At 69.9% G+C, this 20,000-nt stretch carries 15 protein-coding genes; all 15 read right to left on the reverse strand.

Annotated elements, in window-relative coordinates; all coding sequences use genetic code 11:
• Nucleotides 1–100: 100 nt before the first annotated feature.
• Nucleotides 101–1,243 carry a hypothetical protein gene (locus tag AC0699_RS23740; RefSeq protein WP_478663556.1) on the reverse strand — a complete coding sequence of 381 codons (1,143 nt, stop codon included), beginning with the start codon at nucleotides 1,241–1,243 and terminating at the stop codon, nucleotides 101–103.
• Nucleotides 1,236–1,583, reverse strand: a complete 348-nt coding sequence (locus tag AC0699_RS23745) for a hypothetical protein (RefSeq protein ID WP_478663558.1) — start codon at nucleotides 1,581–1,583, stop codon at nucleotides 1,236–1,238. Before AC0699_RS23745 ends, AC0699_RS23740 begins: the two co-directional genes overlap by 8 nt.
• A gap of 5 nt (nucleotides 1,584–1,588) precedes the next feature.
• Nucleotides 1,589–2,257, reverse strand: a complete 669-nt coding sequence (locus AC0699_RS23750; RefSeq protein WP_478663560.1) for a hypothetical protein — start codon at nucleotides 2,255–2,257, stop codon at nucleotides 1,589–1,591.
• A 20-nt stretch (nucleotides 2,258–2,277) separates the two neighbouring features.
• Nucleotides 2,278–2,859: a hypothetical protein gene (locus AC0699_RS23755; RefSeq protein WP_478663561.1), complete on the reverse strand. Its 582-nt coding sequence runs from the start codon at nucleotides 2,857–2,859 to the stop codon at nucleotides 2,278–2,280.
• A gap of 133 nt (nucleotides 2,860–2,992) precedes the next feature.
• A complete protein-coding gene (locus tag AC0699_RS23760) occupies nucleotides 2,993–9,346 on the reverse strand; it encodes an eCIS core domain-containing protein (protein ID WP_478663563.1) in 6,354 nt (2,117 codons plus the stop codon).
• Nucleotides 9,343–9,627: a hypothetical protein gene (locus AC0699_RS23765; protein ID WP_478663565.1), complete on the reverse strand. Its 285-nt coding sequence runs from the start codon at nucleotides 9,625–9,627 to the stop codon at nucleotides 9,343–9,345. Before AC0699_RS23765 ends, AC0699_RS23760 begins: the two co-directional genes overlap by 4 nt.
• The gene (locus AC0699_RS23770; protein ID WP_478663803.1) at nucleotides 9,618–11,891 is read right to left on the reverse strand and encodes an ATP-binding protein; all 2,274 of its coding nucleotides are present in this window, start codon (nucleotides 11,889–11,891) and stop codon (nucleotides 9,618–9,620) included. Before AC0699_RS23770 ends, AC0699_RS23765 begins: the two co-directional genes overlap by 10 nt.
• 33 nt (nucleotides 11,892–11,924) lie before the next feature.
• Nucleotides 11,925–12,785 (reverse strand): Pvc16 family protein, encoded by an 861-nt coding sequence (locus AC0699_RS23775; protein ID WP_478663567.1) that lies wholly within the window; start codon nucleotides 12,783–12,785, stop codon nucleotides 11,925–11,927.
• A gap of 12 nt (nucleotides 12,786–12,797) precedes the next feature.
• Nucleotides 12,798–13,520, reverse strand: coding sequence for a hypothetical protein (locus AC0699_RS23780; RefSeq protein ID WP_478663569.1), 723 nt, complete (start codon nucleotides 13,518–13,520; stop codon nucleotides 12,798–12,800).
• A complete protein-coding gene (locus tag AC0699_RS23785) occupies nucleotides 13,513–14,271 on the reverse strand; it encodes a T4 family baseplate hub assembly chaperone (RefSeq protein ID WP_478663572.1) in 759 nt (252 codons plus the stop codon). The genes AC0699_RS23780 and AC0699_RS23785 overlap by 8 nt, the downstream gene beginning before the upstream one ends.
• Before the next feature lie 73 nt (nucleotides 14,272–14,344).
• Nucleotides 14,345–14,869: a phage tail protein gene (locus AC0699_RS23790; protein WP_159694533.1), complete on the reverse strand. Its 525-nt coding sequence runs from the start codon at nucleotides 14,867–14,869 to the stop codon at nucleotides 14,345–14,347.
• Nucleotides 14,870–14,905: 36 nt separating this feature from the next.
• Entirely contained in the window at nucleotides 14,906–16,756 is a 1,851-nt protein-coding gene (locus AC0699_RS23795; RefSeq protein WP_478663573.1) for a phage tail sheath C-terminal domain-containing protein, read from the reverse strand.
• A gap of 442 nt (nucleotides 16,757–17,198) precedes the next feature.
• Complete coding sequence (locus tag AC0699_RS23800) at nucleotides 17,199–18,596, reverse strand: S8 family serine peptidase (RefSeq protein ID WP_478663575.1); 1,398 nt, start codon at nucleotides 18,594–18,596, stop codon at nucleotides 17,199–17,201.
• A 121-nt stretch (nucleotides 18,597–18,717) separates the two neighbouring features.
• A complete protein-coding gene (locus AC0699_RS23805) occupies nucleotides 18,718–19,029 on the reverse strand; it encodes a hypothetical protein (protein ID WP_478663576.1) in 312 nt (103 codons plus the stop codon).
• Nucleotides 19,030–19,269: 240 nt separating this feature from the next.
• Entirely contained in the window at nucleotides 19,270–19,896 is a 627-nt protein-coding gene (locus AC0699_RS23810) for a hypothetical protein (protein ID WP_478663578.1), read from the reverse strand.
• Nucleotides 19,897–20,000: the final 104 nt, after the last annotated feature.

Genomic DNA, 20,000 nt, shown 5'->3' on the forward strand with positions numbered 1-20,000 from the left:
TGGATGTCCTGTGGGCAATGCTGCGCGACAAGAGGCTCTTCACCTCCACCCCGCCGGTCACGCAGGCGGCTTGACACGATCATTGAGATTCTCCTGGTCCCTACGGTCGTACGGTGCCGCTGCGGGCGATGAGGCCCTCGCGGGAAAGCGTGAAGTTCTGCTGGTACGAGCCGGGCCTGATGTTGTGGGTGACGGACTTGACGTAGTAGTCGCCGTCGTACGTCCGTCCGCTGCCGCGCACCCCGACCAGCTCGCGCGGCTGGAGCACGTAGCCGTGCCGGTTGACGTCCAGCGAGCCCGATCCGGAGATCGCGTCGGCGGAGGTCGCGGCCCTGGCCAGGAGTTCGGCCTGGGCCTGTTCCGGGGCCCTTTTCGCGGTTCCGGACAGCGTCCTCCGCTTCAGGGCGGGCGTGGCCCGTTTGCCGAGCGGCGGGCGCAGCGGATTGATGTCGGGCTGAGGCAGCAGCTGCGAGTCCCGCGTCCGGGGGTCCTGCCAGCGCGCCTGCGGCTCCTCGCGTGCCGTCCCGTCGTATGCGAACGTCAGCTGGTCGACGGTGGAGTTGACGTCCATGTTGACGTTGAGCGCGTGCTGCCGCGTGCCCAGCCGCCGCTCGGGACCCCAATAGGCGAAGGACTGCTGGTGCCCGGGCCCGGGCTCGAGATAGAAGGTGTAGCCGTTCGCTCTGGCGAGCTCGTTCACGTACTGCAGATCGGTCCCGGTCTGGTACTCGACGCGCAGCTGCTCGCGGGGCGGCTGATGCACCTGCTCCGGGACGACCCGCGGAGTGATGCCGTACTCGGCGTACTTCGCCAGAATCCTCCTCACCCGCTCCGAGGGCGGCAGATTCGGGTACCGGTCGGTCCGCTCCTCGAGATCCATGAGGAGGGTCAGGTCTTCGCCCGTGACGGTGAGGGTGCTCTGGCCGGGGATGTTGCTCGCCCCCACCTCCTGCCGCACGATGAGCCCGTCGAGGATCACGGTCGACGTCCCCTTGATCGAGGTCGTGACGATGACCCGGGTCTTGGGGTCGAAGAATCCGTCGGGCAGCAGCCGATCCGTGATCAACCCTCGTTTGGTGAGGTCGAACGCCAGCTGGAACCCACTCCGCTCCCCGGCGGTCATGGTGATCTGCGCGGACAACAGCGCCTCGGCCACCTCGGCGGGGACGGGACGGGTGAGCCTGGGGCCCATGTGCAGGGTGAGATGAACGGGTCCGTTCCCGACCGGCGTCTCATCAGCCATGGAACCCACCCGGCAGCGGTATCCGGATCTCCCGCCCGGGCTCCGCGGTCAGCTCGTGCGGATCGAGTACGGGACTGGCGTCCGCGATCTGCCACCACTGCCCGGGGTCGCCGTAGTACCGCTGCCCGAGGTGGTCCGGGCGCTCGCCGCTGTTGACGGTGTGCGGTGCGGTGTCCTCGGCGGCGGGCAGCGGAGGCAGCAACCGCCGCTTGGTGTACCGCACTTCGGTCCCGTCGGGCTGCGTGTGCACCCCGATCTCGGCGTCGTGGTACCGGCTCGTGCGGGGATAGGGGTGCGATCCCGGTATCGCGTCCAGCGCGTTCTCGTACGGTTCGGTCACGGTTGTCAGAGCCCCCGTCCCAGTCCCAGTTCGGCCAGCCGCCCGCCCCTTGCGGCCGCGGCGAGCCGCTCCTTCTGCGCCAGATGCGCGAGATACAGATCGGCACCGCGGTGCCCCGCCGGCAGATCGCTCACGCTGAGCACCTTCATGCCGATGCCGAGGCTCGCCCTGATCGGGTTGAGGTTGACGTCGAACGCCGACTCATTGATCGACAGCTCCGTCAGCCGCACGGGCATGACGCGCTTGCTCCCCCAGGTGAAGAGGGTCAGCGGCATCTCGATCGGGCTGATCTCGATCGTGCCCTTCTTGGTCCGCTGGGACGCCTCGCGCAGCTGCGCGGTGGTCGGATGCACGAGCATCTCGAGCGTCGCGAGCTGCGGGTGGATCCCGTCGGGAGCGGCGACCTCGAACTGATCGGTGGCGTCGATCTCGGCGGTGAACTTCCACGTCTCCTGGGCGGGCCCTTTCAGGCGTAGCGCCTCATTCCGGTCTCCGCTTCCGCTTCCTCCGCCGCCGGCGTCGCCGCTGCCTCCGGCGGCCTGGGGGGCGAGGGAGCGTTCGAGGGTGTCGGGGTTGAACTGGAGGACGATGATGCGCTGTGGGGTGCCGCGGTCGGGGTCGACGACGACGATGCCGGAGCGGATGGGTTTGGGTATGTCTGCGTAGCGGGTCATGGAAATCCAATCCGGGGGCGTTACCAGGGGGCGATCGTGGTCTGCTCGGGGAGCAGGTAGAGGGGCGGAAAAGCCAGCTCAACGTGATGCTTGTCGATGACGTCCAAGACCCGGCCGCCGAACACCGGAATGGCCGGATGCGGCAGAACTCGGCCGTCGATCAACTTCTTGGTGGACCAGGCGATCCCGGAGGCACGCAAGTGACTCAGGCTCGCTTCCGTGATGATGGACCGTCCGTCGTCGATCACCATCCACAATCCGTTTCCGCCTTGAACCGTGGCGAACGCGTGCAGTGTGTGGATCGGGTCGGGCAACTCGCTCGCCGAAGTGAGGGACCACAGGTCCCCTGCGGTGTCGCCGTGACGCTGCCATTCGAGATCCGAGGTCACCGGTTTGAGGAGACCCACCATGGTGGAGTTCGCGATCAGGGAGTCGTCCTCCGGATCCTTGGCAAGAAAGGCCCGGCCAGTTGCGGCCGGGGGCGTTGTGAGTACGTCGATGCCCAGATACGCGGCCAACTCGTCAACGCTGTCGGCCGGCTCGACCGTGAACTCGTATCGGAGACGGAATTCGAGCTCCCGCTTCTGCAGTTCGCTCTTCACCGCGCGTCGTGAGTCGGCAGGGACTCGCCATCCGCCGAACTCGGACGTGGGTGTGGCCCCGTTGGCGACGAGGAACCTGTGAAGGTCCGGATCGGCTTCGTCATCGAGGTTCACCAGATAGTGGGTCTTCATCTCACCTCCCGATCAGCTCTTGATATACACCTCGGTTGTTGTGGTTCCGGCGGTCAATCTTGAGCTTGTTCTCCTTGATACACAGCAGGCCCCACTTCCGGTGCTCCGCCTCTGATGCGCTGATTCCGCGAAGATAAGCTCGTACGTTCATGCCGTTGAGGTCTCGGCGAGGTCTGGTGAACCATCTGTTGAACGTGTCCCTGTTCAGCTCCACCGTGGTGAGCGCAAGGTTGGGCACCGCGTGCCGGCCGCCGGCATTCTGCTCGTGTATGTGATGCCACTGCATGCCCTCGGGGTTGCTGAACTCCACATGCTTACGGTAGTTGAGGACCTGGCGTGCATCATTGAAGTCGGACCATTCGTTCTGGTGTCGAATCCGCTCGAATGCCTCACCGGTCTTGTACGACTGCCCCGGGTTGTATTTCTTCCAGCGGTGTCCCCCGGTGAAGGGGATGTTGCGGAAATGGCTGTCTCCCCGGGCGCCGTGGCCGTAGAAGTCGAACCTTTCCTGCTCCCGGTCCGTGTCGGTCACCTCGCCGATGAGCCATGCCATCCCATGCTGCGCCAGCTTTACCTTGTCCCCCTTTTCGAGCGGAACCGACTTCTTCTTGCCTCGGAGGTGTACCTGTTGCTGCCCGGTTTCCGGGTCCGGCTGGTCTCGCTGGGCCTCGCCGGCGCTGTCCTCGGGGTTGAGCCTGGCGCGCACGTCGATGAGCGGGTCGCCGACCGGTGTCAGGCCTGTCAGCTTGTACCACTTGCGCATTCCGAAGAGCATGACCCGGAAGGCGGGATCCCACATCCCCTTCTCGAGCTTGGCCCTGATGATGGGACGGAGCCGGGCGAGGATCTTTTGGAGGCGCGCCTCCTTGGACTCCCTCGAGTTCTCCTTGTTCTTCCGGTCGTTCCTGTGCTTCTTGTTCTGGTCCGTGCGTCGATTCTTGTCGTTGCGCATCTCGTCGCGCTTCTTCCTGAAGAAGTCGCGCATCTTCTTTCCGCTGTTCTTGAGCGCCTTTCCGACTTTGCTCCTGCTGAGCTTCTTCCCCAGTGTCTTGCCAGCGTTGCGGATCTTCTTGAGTGCAGACTTGACCTTGCCCTTGATTTTCTGGAGTGCCTTGCCCAACGGCGACTTGGGCTTCCTCGGCTTCAGGCGCTTCGGAGCCTCGATCTCCTTCTTCTTGGGCTTTTCCGGGCTATTCTCATTCCGGGAGTCGGGCTTCTTCTCCGTGGCCTTGTCCGGGGTCTTGTCCTTCTGGGGGTCGGACTTCTGGTCAGGCGACCTCTCGGGAGACTTGTCGGGCCCGCGGTCGGGCGTCTGACTCGGAGTCTTCTCAGGCGCCGTGTCCGGCTTCTGCTGGTCCCGCTTCGCTGCGTCGTCCTCCCGCCTGCGGTCCCGTTCCCGGTCCGGCGTCCTGCTCGTCGGCCTGTCGCGCCCGGCGTCCGTCGGCTCCCGGTTCGCCCCCGGCCCTCGGTCCGTCGACGCCGAGCGGTTCTTCGGCACGCGCGGGCCCTTCGCCTTCGCCGGGACCGTCGGCTTGCGCAGTGCCTCCTGGGCGTTGCGCACGGCGCCACGTGCCTTGTTGACCGCGTCGCCGGCCGCTTCCTTCGCGCCCTTGCCCGTCTTCTTCAGGCCCTTCATGATCTTCTCGGCCATCGCCTTGAGGCGCTTGCCCACGCCCTTCGTCGCGCCTGCGAGGCGGATCATCAGGAAGTTGGCGATGAAGTCCAGCAGCGCGACGATGCCCGCCGCGACAGCCTCCGCGAACAGGCAGGCCGCCGGGCCCGCCTTGACCGCCTTCAAGTAGGCCCAGAACTTGCTGAATGCCGAAAGAATCGAGCTGAGGCTCTGCCAGGCCGCCATCAGGCCCTGCACGATGGTCAGGATCGCGCCCGCCGCCGGCGCCAGCATCGAGACGACCTTCTCGATGACGATCGACGCGATCATCATCGGCAGCGACGCGATGATCGCGTCCCACGCCATCTTCCCGATCTGCTTGATCGAGACACAGCCCTTCACCAGGACGTTGATCACGGCCTTGCCGAGCCCGAGGATGCCCTCGACCTTCGTGTCGAACCACCGCTTGACGCCCGTCTTGATCGCGCCCCACAGGTGGTCCTGGATACCGGACTTCGCCGAGCTGCCCGCCTTGCTCAGCCAGCCGCCCGGGTCAGGCGCGATGTCCGCGATGAGTGCCGCGAACTTGCCCAGTGCCTCGATCGCCGCCTGGGCGAACTTGATCGCGCCCAGGATTACGGCCTGGTAGATCTTGATGACCGCCTTGATGCCCGCTTCAAGGACGTCCAGCAGCTTGTTCAGCCCGGCCGCCAACGCGTCCAGCAGGGCGTTCACTGCCTTCTTCAGGCCGTCCGCCAGCTTGTTGACCGCGTCGATGGCCTTGTCGCGCAGCCCCTCGATCGCCTTGCGGAACTTGTCCCGGAGCTCAGGGAACGCCGCCAGCAGCACATCGCCGATCGCGACCAGTGCGTCCGCCAGCACGTTGATCGCCTTGATGGCGAGGTCACGTACGAAGTCGATGGCCTTGTTGGCCCACTCCTTGAACGTGTCGATGATGCCGTTGACGACCTTGCGTGCGGCGTCGAAGACCTTGGTGACCGCGTCGAGGATCGCGTTGAAGGCGCTCTTCACCTTGTCGGCGACCCAGCCCAAGAAGCCTCCCGAGGGCTTTTCCTCCTCCTTCTTCTTCTCGGCCTCCTTCTCCGCCTTCTCGCGCTCGGTGTCGATCTGAGCGTTGTCCTTGTCCTTCCTGTCGCTGACCTCCTTGTCCTTGTCGTCGCGAGCCTTGACGATTTCCTTGTTCTTGTCGGCGTGTTCCTTCTCGGACTTCTTGTCCGCGTCCTCGATCTTCTTGTCCTGCTCGGTGCGCCAGCTCTCGCGCTCGCGCTGGGCCTGCTCGGCCGCCCGGCCGCGCTCGGCCGTCTGCTTCTCCGCGTTCTGGGTGACCTCGCGGTCGATCTCGGTCTGCTTCTCCTGCTTGGCCTGCTGCTCGGCCTGCTGGTGGTCCTTCTCCTCGGCGACCAGATCGCCCTGCGCCTGGCCCGCGGCGCCCTGGATCTCGCTGCCGCGCTCCTGTCTGGCGACCGCACCGACGCCGGGTTTGGGCGCGGCCGATGCGGCCAGGCCGCCGCCGCCCTTGCGGCGGCCGCCCGCCGCCGTGCCGACCAGTTGCTCCTTGGGTGCGTTGGGGAAGATCTGGTCCTCACCCATCGGCTTGGCCGCGTCCTCGCGACCCGTGCTCTGGATGTCGGACTGCTTCTCCTTGAGCGCCTTGGCCTGGTCGTCCGTGCGCTTGGGGTCGCTTTCGCCCTCGAGCCTGATCTTGGGGGCGGGGCCGACCGTCTTGTTCTGTAGTTCGGGGTCGACGGTCGGGACAGCGTCGGCCGCGGCGTCGACGTTCTTCGCCTCATCGGCGGTCAGCTTCTCCGCCACCGGGGTCGGCGGAGGGGGCGTGTTGTCGGTGGGCTTGGCGCCCTCCGCCCGCTCGCTGCCCTTGGCCTTCTGCTTCTCGACTCGGTCCTCGGGCCCGAGCTTCTCGACCTTGCCGGTGACCTGGGCGGCCGGTGCGGCTGCCTCCGGCGGGCCCGACTGGGTGCGGGGCGCGCCAGAAGGGCGCTCCCGCTTCGGCGGGTTGGCGTCCAGGCGCTGCTGCTCCTCGCCGACCTTCTTGCCCGCCGCGGCGTCCACACCGGGCATCGCGGCCAGCGCCTGGTCCGGCGCGAGCTTGCTGACCGTGCCGATGGCGGCCTTCGGGTCCTGGCCCGAGACGTCCGGCGGCTCCTCCTGCTTCTCCTCGGGAGCCGCGCCGCCGCCTCCGCCGCCGCAGCTTCCGCTGCCCTCTTCCTTCTCCGCCGCGGGCTCGGGCGGCGCGCAGCCGCCGCCGTCCTTCTCCAGCGAAGCCTCGGGCTGCGCCTTCGCACCCTCGGGCGCCGGTGCGCCCAACTTGCCCGGACTGTCCGCCTGTTCTGCCGCCGGGCTCACTGCGGCCTGCGCTGCCGACGGAGCGCCCCCTGGGCCGGTCGCGGCGCTCGGCCCTGCCGTACTGCTACCGCCCACTACCCCGCTCGGCGCGGCTCCCGGTCCGCTCTCCTTCGGGACTTGGCTCCTGGGCGCGGGGGCCTCATGCTCCCCCTTCGCCGAGTCCGCGACGCGGCGCGTGGCGGGGGAGGGCCTGCGGTCCTCGACGGAGGTCCGTTGCGTATACGCCCCCGCCGGCGGCGCGAGCGACGAGCCGAGGCCAGCCCCCGCGGAGCCGGACGTCGCGAGCGACGATTTGTCCGCGGCCGCGCCCCGCGGCTGTCCCTTCGTCTCTTCCTGGTTCCGTTCCTGGCGCTCCTGCTGCTGGTCCGCGGCCTCCTTGGCGTCCGGCGCTTCCTGGCCGTCGTCGCCGTTCGTGCTCCTGTCGTCCGCGTCGCCATTGGCGGACTCCTGCTCCTGCTGCTGCTCCGGACCCTGCTTCTCCGCCTCGGGTTCAGGATCCTGCTTGCCCTCGGTCTCCGGGTCGGGGCCGACCTCCTGATCCACCGGTTTCTCCGGCTGGAGATCCTTCTCGCTACGATCCCCGGCCTCGGACGCCGGCCCGGCCTCGGGCTGCGGAGCCTCGCCCTCGACCGGGCCCATCTCCGCGCCCGGCGGCTTGGCCTCAGCCTCCGGGGCGTCCTCGTCCTCCTCTTCCTCGGCGTCGTTCTCCCGCTGCTCCTGGACCTGTTCGGCCTTGGTCGGCGGGGGAGCGGGGAAGGTGGGCAGCGTGGCCGTGGGATTGTCCGCTGTGGGAACGGACGAGACATCGAGGTCGGTCTCCGGCAGATAGTCCTCGGGCTTCAGCTCGGTCCCGCCCGCACCGCCGCCCCCCTTGACCCGGTCGCCCTCTTCGCCCCCGATCTCCTTGTCCGCGCCCGCCTCCAGCCCGAGCGGCCTCTCCTCCTCGCGCGGCTCGCCCTCGTCCTCGTCCTTCTCGTGCAGGCCGTGCTCGGACAGCGCGCTGTCCCGCTGCTCCGCGCGCTCGTCCACCTTCTCCGGGCGCACGGGACCGGGCTGCGCCTTCGCTTTCGGGTCGAGGTTCTCCTGCTTGGCCCCGTCAGCCGGCTTCGTCGCGTCGTCCTTGCGCTTGCGCTTGTCGGCGCCGGGGGCGTTCGTCTGCTCGGGGTCCTGCTCCTCGCGGTCGCGCTGCTCCTTGCGCTCCTCCTTGGCCTGCTCCGCGCCGTCGGCCTGGCCCTGGGCGCGCTCGTCCGCGGCCTCGTCGACCCGTCGGCGGTCCTGGTCCTGCTTCTCCTCTTCCTGCTGTTGCTCCTGGGCCGCCTGCTGCCGGGACTGGGCGCGCTCGTCCTCATGTTCCTTGCGCCGGGCGGCCTCCTCCTTCTCCGCTGCGGCGTCCGACTGCGCCCTGCTCCGGTCGCCTCCGCGCTTCTCGTCGCGCGCCCTGGCGTCCTTCTGTTCCTCGCGGGTGTCCTCGGCCCGCTTGTTCTTCGACCCCCGGTCGCCCTCCACCTGGCGCTTCCACTGGGTGCGCTCGACACCCAGCTCCGCGAAGAGGTCGATCTCGGGATCGGGCACCTCGGTCGGCTGGAGCTCCGGCTGACCGGCCTCCGCCTGCTCGGCCAGGTCGAGGAGGCGGTCGTACTCGGGCGTGAGCAGCCGTGTTTCGAGCCGGTCGAGCACCGAGTCCTGCAACTGTGGCGAGAGCCGGGCCAGTTCCAGCCGGACCCGACCCGACAGGTCGGCCGGGTCGCCGCGCAGCGAGCGCAGCACGCCGTTCGCGAGCCGGTCCACCAGCGTGGCCGGGTCCAGCTGTTCCATACGGTTCCGGTCGGCGTCGACCGTGGCGTACCGCAGCCAGCCGGGCGTCGACTGCTCGGGCTCCACCTCCGGGGCCTGCGCCTCGTCCCGTACGAGAGCCTGCGCCGCCGACTCCGCCTCGCGCTCCATCGCCTGCTGCGGCAGCGACACCGCCCCCACGTCCCGCCCCGCGCGCAGCGCGCCCAGACCGTGCGGGTTCTGCACCGTGTGCAGCAGTTCGTGTGCGAGCAGCCGCTGTCCGTCCGCCGTTCCCGGCCGGTACGCGCCCTCGCGGAAGAAGATGTCCTGGCCGACCGCGACCGCGTCCGCGCCCAGCATCTCCGTGAGCGCGCCCGCGTCCCGGTCGGTGTGCAGGCGGACCCGGCTGAAGTCGTGCCCGAGCTGCTCCTCCAGCTCGCGCCGTACGCTCAGGTCGAGCGGCTGACCGGCGCCGCTGACGATGTTCTTCGGCTCCGGGGTACGGGACGTGGCCCGCTCCTTGCGCTTGCGGCGCCGCTCGGCCTGCGCGGCCTGGGCGTCCCGGGCCGAGGCATGGGACGTACTCATCGCGACTCACCCCGTCCCGAAAGTCCCGCGTGGACCGCGCGCGCCAGTGCCTCGCCCAGCCGCCGCGGCGAGGTGGTCGCGGGCAGCGGCGGCAGCCCGGACAGCGCGTCCAGTGCCCGGCCGCCGTCCGTGGCCAGCGGTACACCCCGCTCCCGTACGAGCCGGGCCAGTTCGGCCTGGAAGGCGGCCGACACCCGGTCCGGGTCCAGCCGTTCGAAGCCGTCCAGCACCAGTTCGCCGATGTCCACACGAACCGTCCGTGGAGCCTCGTTCAGACCCATCCGTGGACCTCCGAGGGTGTCAAGGAGCGGTCCAGCTTGAGGTATTCGGTGCGCGCCGCCTCCAGCATGTGCCGCATCTGGAGCCGGTCGCCCTCCTCCGCGGCGAGGAAGGCGCCGGACAGCGCGATGTTGCGGATCGAGCCGCCCGCCACGGTCAGCCGTGCCAGCAGCTCCGGATCGACGCCCTTCATCGGGGCCTGCGCGGGCAGCACACGCCGCCAGATCTCGGCGCGCTCGCTCTCCCCGGGGAAGGGGAAGTCGACGACGAAGCGGATACGGCGCATGAACGCCGTGTCCAGGGCCTGCTTCATGTTGGTCGTGAGGACGGCCAGTCCCCGGTACGCCTCCATCCGCATCAGCAGATAGCTGACCTCGAGGTTCGCGTACCGGTCATGGCTGTCCTTGACCTCGCTGCGCTTGCCGAACAGCGCGTCCGCCTCGTCGAACAGCAGCAGCGCGCCGCCGCGTTCGGCGGCGTCGAAGACCTTTCGCAGGTTCTTCTCCGTCTCACCGATGTACTTGCTGACCACCTGGGACAGATCGATGATGAACAGATCCAGCCCCAGTTCCCTCGCCATCACCTCGGCGGCGAGGGTCTTTCCGGTGCCGGAGCCGCCGGCGAAGAGTGCGGTGACGCCGAGGCCGCGGCGCAGCGTCGCCGCGAAGCCCCACTCCTGGTAGACGGTGGACCGCTGCCGTACATGCGCGACGATCTCCCGAAGGATCTTCAACTGCCGCTCCGCGAGCACCAGATCGCCCCACGACGCCTGCGGTTCGATCCGCCGGCCCAGTTCGTCCATGCCCATCCGGGCCTCGGTGAGCCCCGCCTTCCACGCCAGTCCGGTGGCGTCCAGCTCGTTCTCGTCCGGCAGGTCCCGTACGACGGTCGCGCCGGCGGAGCGGATCAGATGCGGCGGCAGCGAGAACTGCGCGACGAGATCACGGAGGTCTTCCTCGGACACCTCCGGTACGTCCTCGAACGCGTCCGCCCACACCCCCAGCTGCTCGTCGGTGTCGAGGGCCGGTACGGTGACCCGCTCGCCGCGCTGCCGTGCGGTCTGCCGCGGATCGGGACTGGACACGACGAGGGGTACGGCGGCGCTCTCGAGGAACGCGTCCGTGGCGGCGGCCTGTTCGCGCTCCAGGTCCCCGACCTCCACCAGGAGCGCTGCCGGCAGCAGGATCGCCTCGCGCTGCCAGAGCCGGGCGAGGCGGTCGCGCTCGGCGGGGTCGGTGGGAATGTCCTCGGCGGCCATCGAGTACAGACCGAGACCGGAACGGCGGGCGGCCGCGGCGGCGATGTCGGCGCGGGAACGCAGATCGCCGCCGACCAGCTCGACGCGGAGCGGGGCGCTCCGGCCGGCCCCCGCCCAGCCGGCGGCGACCCGGCTCGCGGCCAGGTCGTACGAGGAGGGGAGGGTGTCCGGCACGCTCGTACGGCGGAGGAGTCCGTGCAGGCGGGCGTCCAGATACGGGGAGCCGACCAGGAAGTGCAGGATCCGCTCGTCGAGGCGGAGCCGGGAGGTGGTCAGCCGGGTCTCGTCGTCCAGCTCGACGAGCCGCCAGCGGCGCAGTGGCGCGACGGGGGTCAGCGCGCTCCAGTGTGCGTCGGCGAGCGCGGCAAGGGCGAGCGAGAAGGTCGGATGCGCCCGTTCCGGGTCGCCGCACGCGGCGGCGCAGCGGCTGCCTGTGGTGGGGTCCAGCTCCGCGGCGGCGGCGAGGAGAACGAGGTCACGCTCGAAGGGCGTGAGCCCGAAGCACGCGACGAGCGCGCCGAGAGTGGCCGGCCCGTCGGGGAAGGCGAGCACATCGCCCGTGCTGCCCGGCTCGACGGTGCCGGGCGCGGTGGTGTCCCGGCGTGGCTGCTGCGCGGCGGAGGCAGCGGACGTGCCGTTCGTGGCGTCGCCGCTCACGGCGAGGTCCCCGCCGGGAGCTGCGTCGTCGGGGTGGCGGACGCCCGCGGACGCGGCTGAGTCCGGCTGCTCGCCGGCAGGTGCGGCTGCCGCGGAGTCGCCATGTCCGGTGCCGGATGCGGATCCCGGCTCCGGTGCGTCCACCGTCGCACGGCGCGGACCCGTACCGGCAGGGGAGTCGGTCCCGGTGCCGGGCGTGCCGGCGGCGGCACTCCCGCGGGCTCCCGTCCGCGCCCGCGCCGCATGCGCGTCGACGCGGGCGAGGACCGAGCGGATCGCCGTCGCCAGCGCGCGGCCGTCCGTGCCCGCGTCCGTTCCCGTGCCCTGGCCGGTCCCCTCGTACGTGCCCATGTCCTCACCCGCCCCCGTGTCGCGCACCGTGACTCAGCTCTCCTTGCCGTCCGCGTCCACAGCGCCCGGACTCCGTCCCGTCGCCTTGCGGGCGCGGGCGGGCGTGGAGCGTTTGTTGGCGGCCCGCTTCCGCGCGGGAGGCGGAGGGGGAGCGGACGCAGCAGCAGGCGCAGGAGCGGCCGGGGCCCTGGACCCCGGCTCGGCGGCTCCCGGCTCGGCGGCCCCCGCCTCGGCGGACGCGGGCTCCACCACCGCATCCGCGCCCGGCGGCACGGGCGCACCCGGCGCTCCGAAAGGCAGCACCCGCACCGTCCGGTGCTCCACCGGCTTCGCCGGGACCGGCCGCTCGCGGCCCTCGATCAGTACCAGCGACGCCTGGTAGGCCACCGAGAGGGTGTAGGGGGTCTGGTGCAGCATTCCCCACAGCTTGGACGTCTCGTCGATGTCCATCACCGTCGGTGTGAACCGCACCTTCTGCGGTGACTGCGCCAGATCGCTGCCCGCCAGATACGGACGCTCCGCCGCGAGCTCGATCAACTCCTCGGGCAGGACGGGGATTTCGTGCAGGGTCCGTACCACGCAGCCGATCAGCCGCTGGCCGACCAGCTCCGCCTCCTCCCCGTACGCGCTGATCAGATAGTGCAGATCTAGCGCCGCCACGGCCCGCTTGACGAGCGTGCCGTCCGAGGCACGCGTCGGCAGGTCCTGGTTGCGCATCGAGGCGTTCGGCGTGACCTGGTAGAGGAAGACGTTGATGGTCGGTTCGGTCGGCGGTTCGGCGGGCGGCTTACGTGTCTCCACCTTCACCGCGATGTCCATCTCGGGCCCCAGATTGCTCTCGATCAGCAGGGCCAGAGCCTGGGTGACCGTCGCGACGGCAAGTGCGTTGCTCATGACCTCGGTACCTCAGTCCCTCTTCTCGCCGCGCGCGAGGTAGTCGTCCAGGGCCAGCGCGGGTGCGCGCCGTCCGGTGTGGTCGGGGTGGCCGGCGGCGGGGCGGTTCGCGCCGGGCGGCGGGGTGGCGCTCACCTCGAGCCGGCCGATCTGTACGTGCACGACGCGCTCGGCCTGCCGGGGCGCACGCCTGCCGACGCCGTTCAGCGCCGGGCCACGGGCGGCCGCGGTGTCGGCGCTGCGCGGCCGTGCCGGTGCGGCGGCCGCGGCCACGGGCGCGGGGTCCGCGGCACGCGCCGCGGGAGCCGGCGACTGCCGCGGCGTGTCCGCCACCGCGGGCGACGCCGGACGCCGGGACGCGGACCCGCTGTCGGGGGACACCGGACGCGGACCGGGAGCGGCCTGCGCAGCGGGCAGCAGCAGAGGGCCCGCAGGGGTCGGCGCGGTGGGCCGCTCGGGCTCGCCGGGCCGCGCCGTCTCGGTCCGTACGACGGTGAGTCTGTCCGTCCGCACCTCGCGCTCGTGGTGTACGGGCTCCGCGGGACCGGAAGCGGGCGCGGGTGCCGACGGGATCAGTGCGGCCGGTTCGCCGGGCTCGGGCGGAGCGGTCCGCAGCGCCTCGACCCGCTCGAACGGGCCCGGCAGCCGCGGCCGCACCCGCGCCGGGGCGCCGGCAGCGCCGGTCGCGGTGACCGGCGTGTACCGGGTGAGCAGCCGGTCGAAGTAGTCAGCCATCTGCGCACAGCTCCAGGTAGTAACGACGCCGCAGCGGGCTGAGCGCCAGGATCTCCGGCTCGCTCCACCCGTAGGCGGTGGCGAGCAGATGGACATCGAGCATCAAGTCGCGTGCCCAGTTGTCCAGTTCGGTCCACAGATAGGAAGTGATGTCCAGCTCGGCCCGGGTGGCCTCACCGCACTCGGGACAGGCCACGTTCAGCGTCACATCGGCCGCCGGGTCGGCCTCCTCGGCCACCTCGGCGAGCCGCTGTGCCACACGCTCGGGCAGGACACCGGCGAACTGTTCCGGCGCGAGGGCCGCCCCGCCCCGTGCCGCCGAGACCGTGCAGCGCGCCAGCAGCAGGCGGCGCGCCTCGACCGGATCCGGTGCCGTGCCGGCCGCCGCGAGGTCGGCGACGGTGGGCAGCCGGAACTCGACGACCCACTCGCCCTCCTCCACTCGCAGCGGCCCGGCGGGTGTCCGCGTCCGTTCACCCAGCAGCGTCGCGTCGAGGTCGAACTCCATCGCCTCGCCGCACGACGCACATTCGACGCGCACCTGCATGCGCTCCCCGAACAGCGCCCGGCGCAGGGCGAACAGGTCCGCCTCGCGCTCGCCGACCGGCGTCGACAGCAACTCCTCGGCGCCGGCTCCCGGACGGGCCGCCCGGTGCAGCAGCAGAGACCGTCCCCGGTCGTGCTGCGCCAGCCCGGCCTCCCAGGTGGCGAGCAGGTCGGCAGGCCCCGTCGGCGGCGCGGCGTGCGTCATCCCTCAACCCTTCGGTGCACAGGCGGTGTCAAGCGGTGTTCAGCAGTGCCCGGGGCGCGCCCGGGTGCGGTGCTCAGGCGGGATGAGTGAACGAGGGCTCGACCGGCTCCGGCACCTCGTAGTCGCGCTCCCAGCCCTCGCATTCGAGCTTGACGCTCTGGATGGCGACGGCGTTCGCGTTCGCGTCCAGCTCGCCCAGCACCTGGTATTCGCTCACCCAGGCCCGGTACAGCTTGTGCGAGACGGCCACCTGCCCGGCCTCGTTGAGGACCTGGATGATGATGTCCTTGCGGAAGTCCCGCAGCGAGACCTCCGAACCGAGCCCGGCGCCCACCTGCCAGACCTTGTTGGCCCAGCGGTCGAACTCCGGGTCATGGGTGACGCCGCGTTCGAGCGTGACGCCCTCGAATTCGGAGCGGCCCGGCGACTTGCGCGGCGAACTGGGGTCGCCGCCATGGCGGTGCTTGACCACTTCGGTGGTGCGCTTGAGGGGACTGATCTTGCTGATGCCCGCGACCGTTCGACCGTCCCAGAGGACCAGGAACTTGAAATTCTTGTAGGGGTCGAAGCGATGGGCGTTTACCTGGAACTCAGCCATCGGTTTCCTTCGTGTTCCTTTTTCTCGGGTCCGTGTTTACGAGAGGTCGAACTGCCCGGCGACCTGCTGAATCTTCACGATGACGAACTCCGCCGGCCTGACCGGCGCGATGCCGATCACGACATTGACCACTCCGCGCTCGATGTCGGCGTCGGTGGTGGTGTCCTTGTCGCATTTGACGAAGTACGCCTCGCGCGGCGTGGCGCCCTTGAACGCGCCCTGCCGGAAGAGGTCGTTGAGATACGCCGACGCCTTCAGCCGGATCTGCTGCCACAGCTGCTCGTCGTTGGGCTCGAAGACCACCCACTGCAGACCGCGGTAGAGGCTCTCCTCCACATGGAGCGCGAGCCGGCGCACCGGCACGTACTTCCACTCGCTGTCGAGCGCGTCCGCGCCCTCGAGCGTGCGTGCGCCCCAGACCAGCGGGCCGACCACCGGGAAGGTGCGCAGGCAGTTCACGCCCAGCGGGTTGAGCAGCCCGTTCTCCCGGTCGGTGAGCTTGACCGTCAGCGAGCGCACACCGGCCAGCCGCGCCTCGGTCCCGGCCGGGGCCTTCCACACGCCGCGCTCACCGTCCGTACGGGCGATGACGCCCGCGATGACACCCGACGGCGGGAAGGCGCGCAGCCGGCCCGTCAGCGGGTCGGTGAGCTGCACATGCGGGAAGTACAGCGCCGCGTGATCGCTGCGCACACTGTCGAACGCGCCGATCCCGGCCCGCGCGGCGTCCACGCTGCCCCATGTCGAGGGCGAGTCCACGAGCAGGAAGATCCGCCGCTCCCGGCAGAGCTGCTCGGCCGCGGAGAGCACGGTGACCATGTCGTCGGTCGACTCGTACGCCGAGAGTTCCGGCAGGGCGAGCAGGTTGACGTCGTCGACGTCGCGCAGCGCCTGTACGCCGGTCTTGCGGGCCTCGCTGCCGATGAGGTCGCGCGGTCCCGGCGGGTCCCCGTCCTTGCCGCCCTCGAGTGGGAAGACGGGCGGGTTGACCGAGGCCTCCAGGCCCAGGTCGTTGGCGCATTCGCCGATGAAGCGCACGACGTCGTCGGGGTCGACGGACCCCGCGACGACCTGGATCCGCCGGCCGAACGCGGCGACCTCGGCGCCGGCGAAGGCATGCTTGCCGGGGGCGTCGGGCAGCGCGCGGAGCTTCCGCTCGAGCAGCAGGGCGAGCTCGGTGACCGTGGTCGGCGCCTCGCCGTCGTGGTCGGGCTCGTAGAGGGTGAACTCCCGCTCCACATCGCCGATCTTGACCTTCAGTTCGACGTTCAGGTCGGGCAGTTCGGCCGCGAAGGGCTTGGAGACCGTGCCGGACGGGTCGGGCCGGTCCTCGTCCAGCGCCTTGACGCGGACGAGCGAGGAGCCGGCGTTCACGACCGTCTCCACGAAGCGGCCGTGCCCGGCGTTCATCGACAGGCCGGTGAAGGACTCGCGGGCTCCGCCACGCGCGTCGAGGACATGGAGGTTGAACGTCTTGTCCGGGGTGGGCGTGTCGTGGTCGACGGCCACCCGCAGCCCCGAGCCCCAGACACCGGGCTCCTTGGCGTGCACCTCGAGCACCGGGCAATCGCTGTGGCCCTCGGTCGAGTTGAGCGTGACGCAGGCTTCCTCACCGGTGCCGGCCTTGGCCACACGGACGATCACCGCGACTGTGCCGCCGTTGCCGAAGAACTGGTGCACGGCATAGCTGACGGCGCTGCGGGAGGTGAGCCCGCCGAAGCGGCGCTCGAAGTCCGCGAAGCTGGTGACCCGCACCGGCTGATTGAGCGGACCCCGGCGGGTGTGCCCCACGAACGCGGTCACCGAGGTGGTGACCGAGGCGATGGTACGGACGCTGCTGGGAAGTTCTTCGATGTATACGCCGGGATAGCCCATGTGCGTCGGCATTCCCCCTCCATTCCCTTTCGCGCACCAAGAGATGAGGAGGGGAGGTGAAGAGGACATGCGCATGCGTCGAATATGCAGGCGAACTCTTCCGTGCTTTCCCCCGTCACACACCCCGTGCGATATCGGTCTCGCAGGGCCATCAGCATGCGCGTGTGCTTGTGGCTCCTGATGCATGAGTGCCTCAAGAGAGTCTCGTTCGCGCCTCGATGGGCGGTCAAGGGACCCTTTCGGTCAACCGCTGATCATTATCTGTCAGAGTTCGTGGAGATCGTTCGGTCTGGTCAGTGGAATACGGCGGGTCGAGTATGAAGACGAGTTCACAAATGCTTCACGGGAATACGCGCCGCGTGAGGGGGAAACAGGCCGAATCGCGCCCGCTCCGGCGCGCCGCCTTGTGTCCGCTTGGCAACAGATTGGGGGGTAACGTGACCGCCGCTCTCTGCTACGGGAATCGGCTGCGGACGAAGTCCAGTGCGGCGCCGGCATCGACGAGCCCCGCCCCGGTGGCCTCGTCAGGGCCGGTACGGGCCTGAGAGTTGAATCGCACGTGGTTGCTGCCCGTCGTGACGTCGATGGCGGTGCGTGCCAGGGCCTCGGTCACCTGGGCGGGTGCGAGCCCCGGCCGGGCCCCCAGGAGCACCGCCGCCGCGCCGGCGATCTGGGGTGCCGCCGCGGACGTACCGGAGAACAGTGCCCACCCGTCGTCCGGCTGCGTACCGTCGCCGGGGTCGGGAAGCCGGCCGTCGAACGCCGCCCGGCTCTGGGCGACGTCGATGTCGCAGCCGGGCGGCACGGGCAGCATGAGGTACTGCGCGCGGGGCAGCATGCCGACCAGTCCGGAGACCACGGGCACGACGACACCGGGGAACCACGGGCTGGCGTAGCCGCTCGCGCAGTCCGACGCACGTAGCTCCAGTCCCGGCCCGCAGAACACACCGCCGGCGGACAGCACGCCGGGCACTTGCGGCTCGATCGCGAACTGGCTGTTCCCTGCGGAGAAGACCACGACCATGCCCTGCTCCACCGCGTCCCGGATCTCCAGCGCCCACATCCGGGAGATCTCGGACGGTGGTCCCTGCGGCGGGAACGGTTCGTCTCCGCCCCACGAATTCGTCAGCACCTGCGGCCCGTCGCCCTTGGCGCGGATGAAGGCGGTCATGCTGCCGGTCAGCCGGCCCTGGTTGTCGCTCGCCCGGTACGGCCGCAGCGTCGCACCCGGAGCCACGGCGAAGACGTTCGCCGATTCGCCGGTCCCGTGGCCGCACGGGTCCGCCGCGGGATCGGTGCCCGGCAGGACCGCCACGGTCGGGGCGACGTCGTAGCCGTGCACGGTGAAGTAGGTGTGCGCGTACTGCCCCGAGTCCACCATGGCGACCTGGACGCCGGCGCCCACCTGGCCCTGACGGTGCGCATCGGTGGCGCCGAGCAGCATGGCCACGTCGCCGGGCAGCCTGAGATGGAACTTCCCGACGTCCGGTGGCTGTGCGGCGGGCCGGCCCCGCGTGGGCGTGCGCGGCTGTTCCAGTGCGACGGCTTCGATGTCGTCCGTGCCCGGCACACCGCCCACCCCGCGGGCGACGGGCTGGCGTTCACCCACGATGTCGAGTTCGGTGACGAAACGAACGACGCCCGTCTCCACGTGCTGAGGCGATTCGTACGAGGCGACCCTGCCGCCGGTCAGCCGCTCGTACGCCGAGGGCGGGCCGCACACCGCGAATCCCAGTCGGCTCTCGGCCGTCACGATCAGGCCCGCCGCCTGCGCGTGGTCCTTCGCGCGCACCAGACTGCCCTCGTCCGCGTGAAAGGGCTCCGCCGACCCGAGATCGGTTGCCTCGGTCATCGCAATCCCGCCCTGTGACCGGGCCGACACATAGCCGTACACGGCTGCAGGAGCGAGCTGACCGGCCGAGCGCGTCGAGGGGAGCGTCATCCGTCCTCCAGCGGACCATCGCCGGGCGGCGTCAGTCGGCGGACCGGTCGCCGCCGTCGAGACGGGGGACCGGCAGCACGGTGACGGACCGTGCGGTGTTGCTCAGTGACGGCGGGACCGTCAGGGTCCGGGCTCGTGAGCGATCCGTCGGGCGCTCGCCGAACGCCTCGGCGAAGCGCGCCGCCGGTCCGGTGAGCAGCGCACCGCCGGCGACCATGGGCAGCACGTCGATACCACGGCCGGCACACCACTCGGCCACGTCACCGACCTGAGCGCCGGCCCTCAGCTCGACGACGGCCTCGACGAACTCCTCCCCGGGGGCGTCGCTTTGGCCTGGTGCCACCGTGGCTCCTCGTACTGTCTCTCGCCTTCTCGATGCTTGCAGATGTGGAATCTATGCGCAAAAGGTACGCGATCTGCTTCGGTCACCGAGCGGATCCAATGGAGCACGCGCGGGTTCTGTCGGAGCTCCGACGGCCATGAATCTGGCATCTCAACGGGAAGATCAGGGTGCCGAGTCTGCTTGGTCGCTCGCGTGAGATCTCTGCGCTGGCTCTGACGCTTGCGAATGACGGATGTCCCGTCAAGACCCGATTCCACCGCGGAGGTTCCAGGCTGAGATGTGGATGGGACCCTGCACCGTGCCCGTGGACCAGTAACGCCGTACATAATGGGGGCCTCTGAAGAAGTACGCTTTGCCCTGGTGTGCCCCCTCTCCGTTGAGGGCTGCGTGCACGCCTCTCCGGAAGGTTCCCATCAGGCTCCAGGGGGACAGAGGCGACGGCCCCTCCGTCTGCCCCGTGGCCCAGTCGTGAGTGACGTACCGGTCGTCCTTGAAGAAGTACGCCTTTCCGGCGTGGGCGCCCTGACCGTCGAGCACCGTGTCAATACCGGATGTAAAGGACGGTGGCAGATTCCACTCGGAAAGCGGGCCTGGGTCGCTGCCCTGGTTCGTGTTCCAGTCGTAGGTGACATACTTGTCGCCTCGGAAGAAGAACGCCTTGCCCTGATGCTGCGCACCCCCGTTCAGTGCGGCGTCCACACCGGTCGCAAACGCCCCCGGCAGGTTCCAGCCAGATACATAGAACGGGCCGTAATCGGCTCGATCCAGCGCCCAGTCGTAGCGCACGTACCGGTCGTCCATGAAGAAGTACGCCTTGCCCGCATAGGCTCCACGGCCGTTGAGTGCCGTGTCGAAGATGTAGGCCATGCGATCTCCGCTGCTGAGTAGGCTCGGGCCGGAAGCCGGCTTCCGGTCTAACCGAGGCACCGATGGGGCCGTTGAAGCGATATGCATTCGCCGACAGCAACATG

It is taken from the genome of Streptomyces sp. NPDC043870, assembly GCF_056435785.1.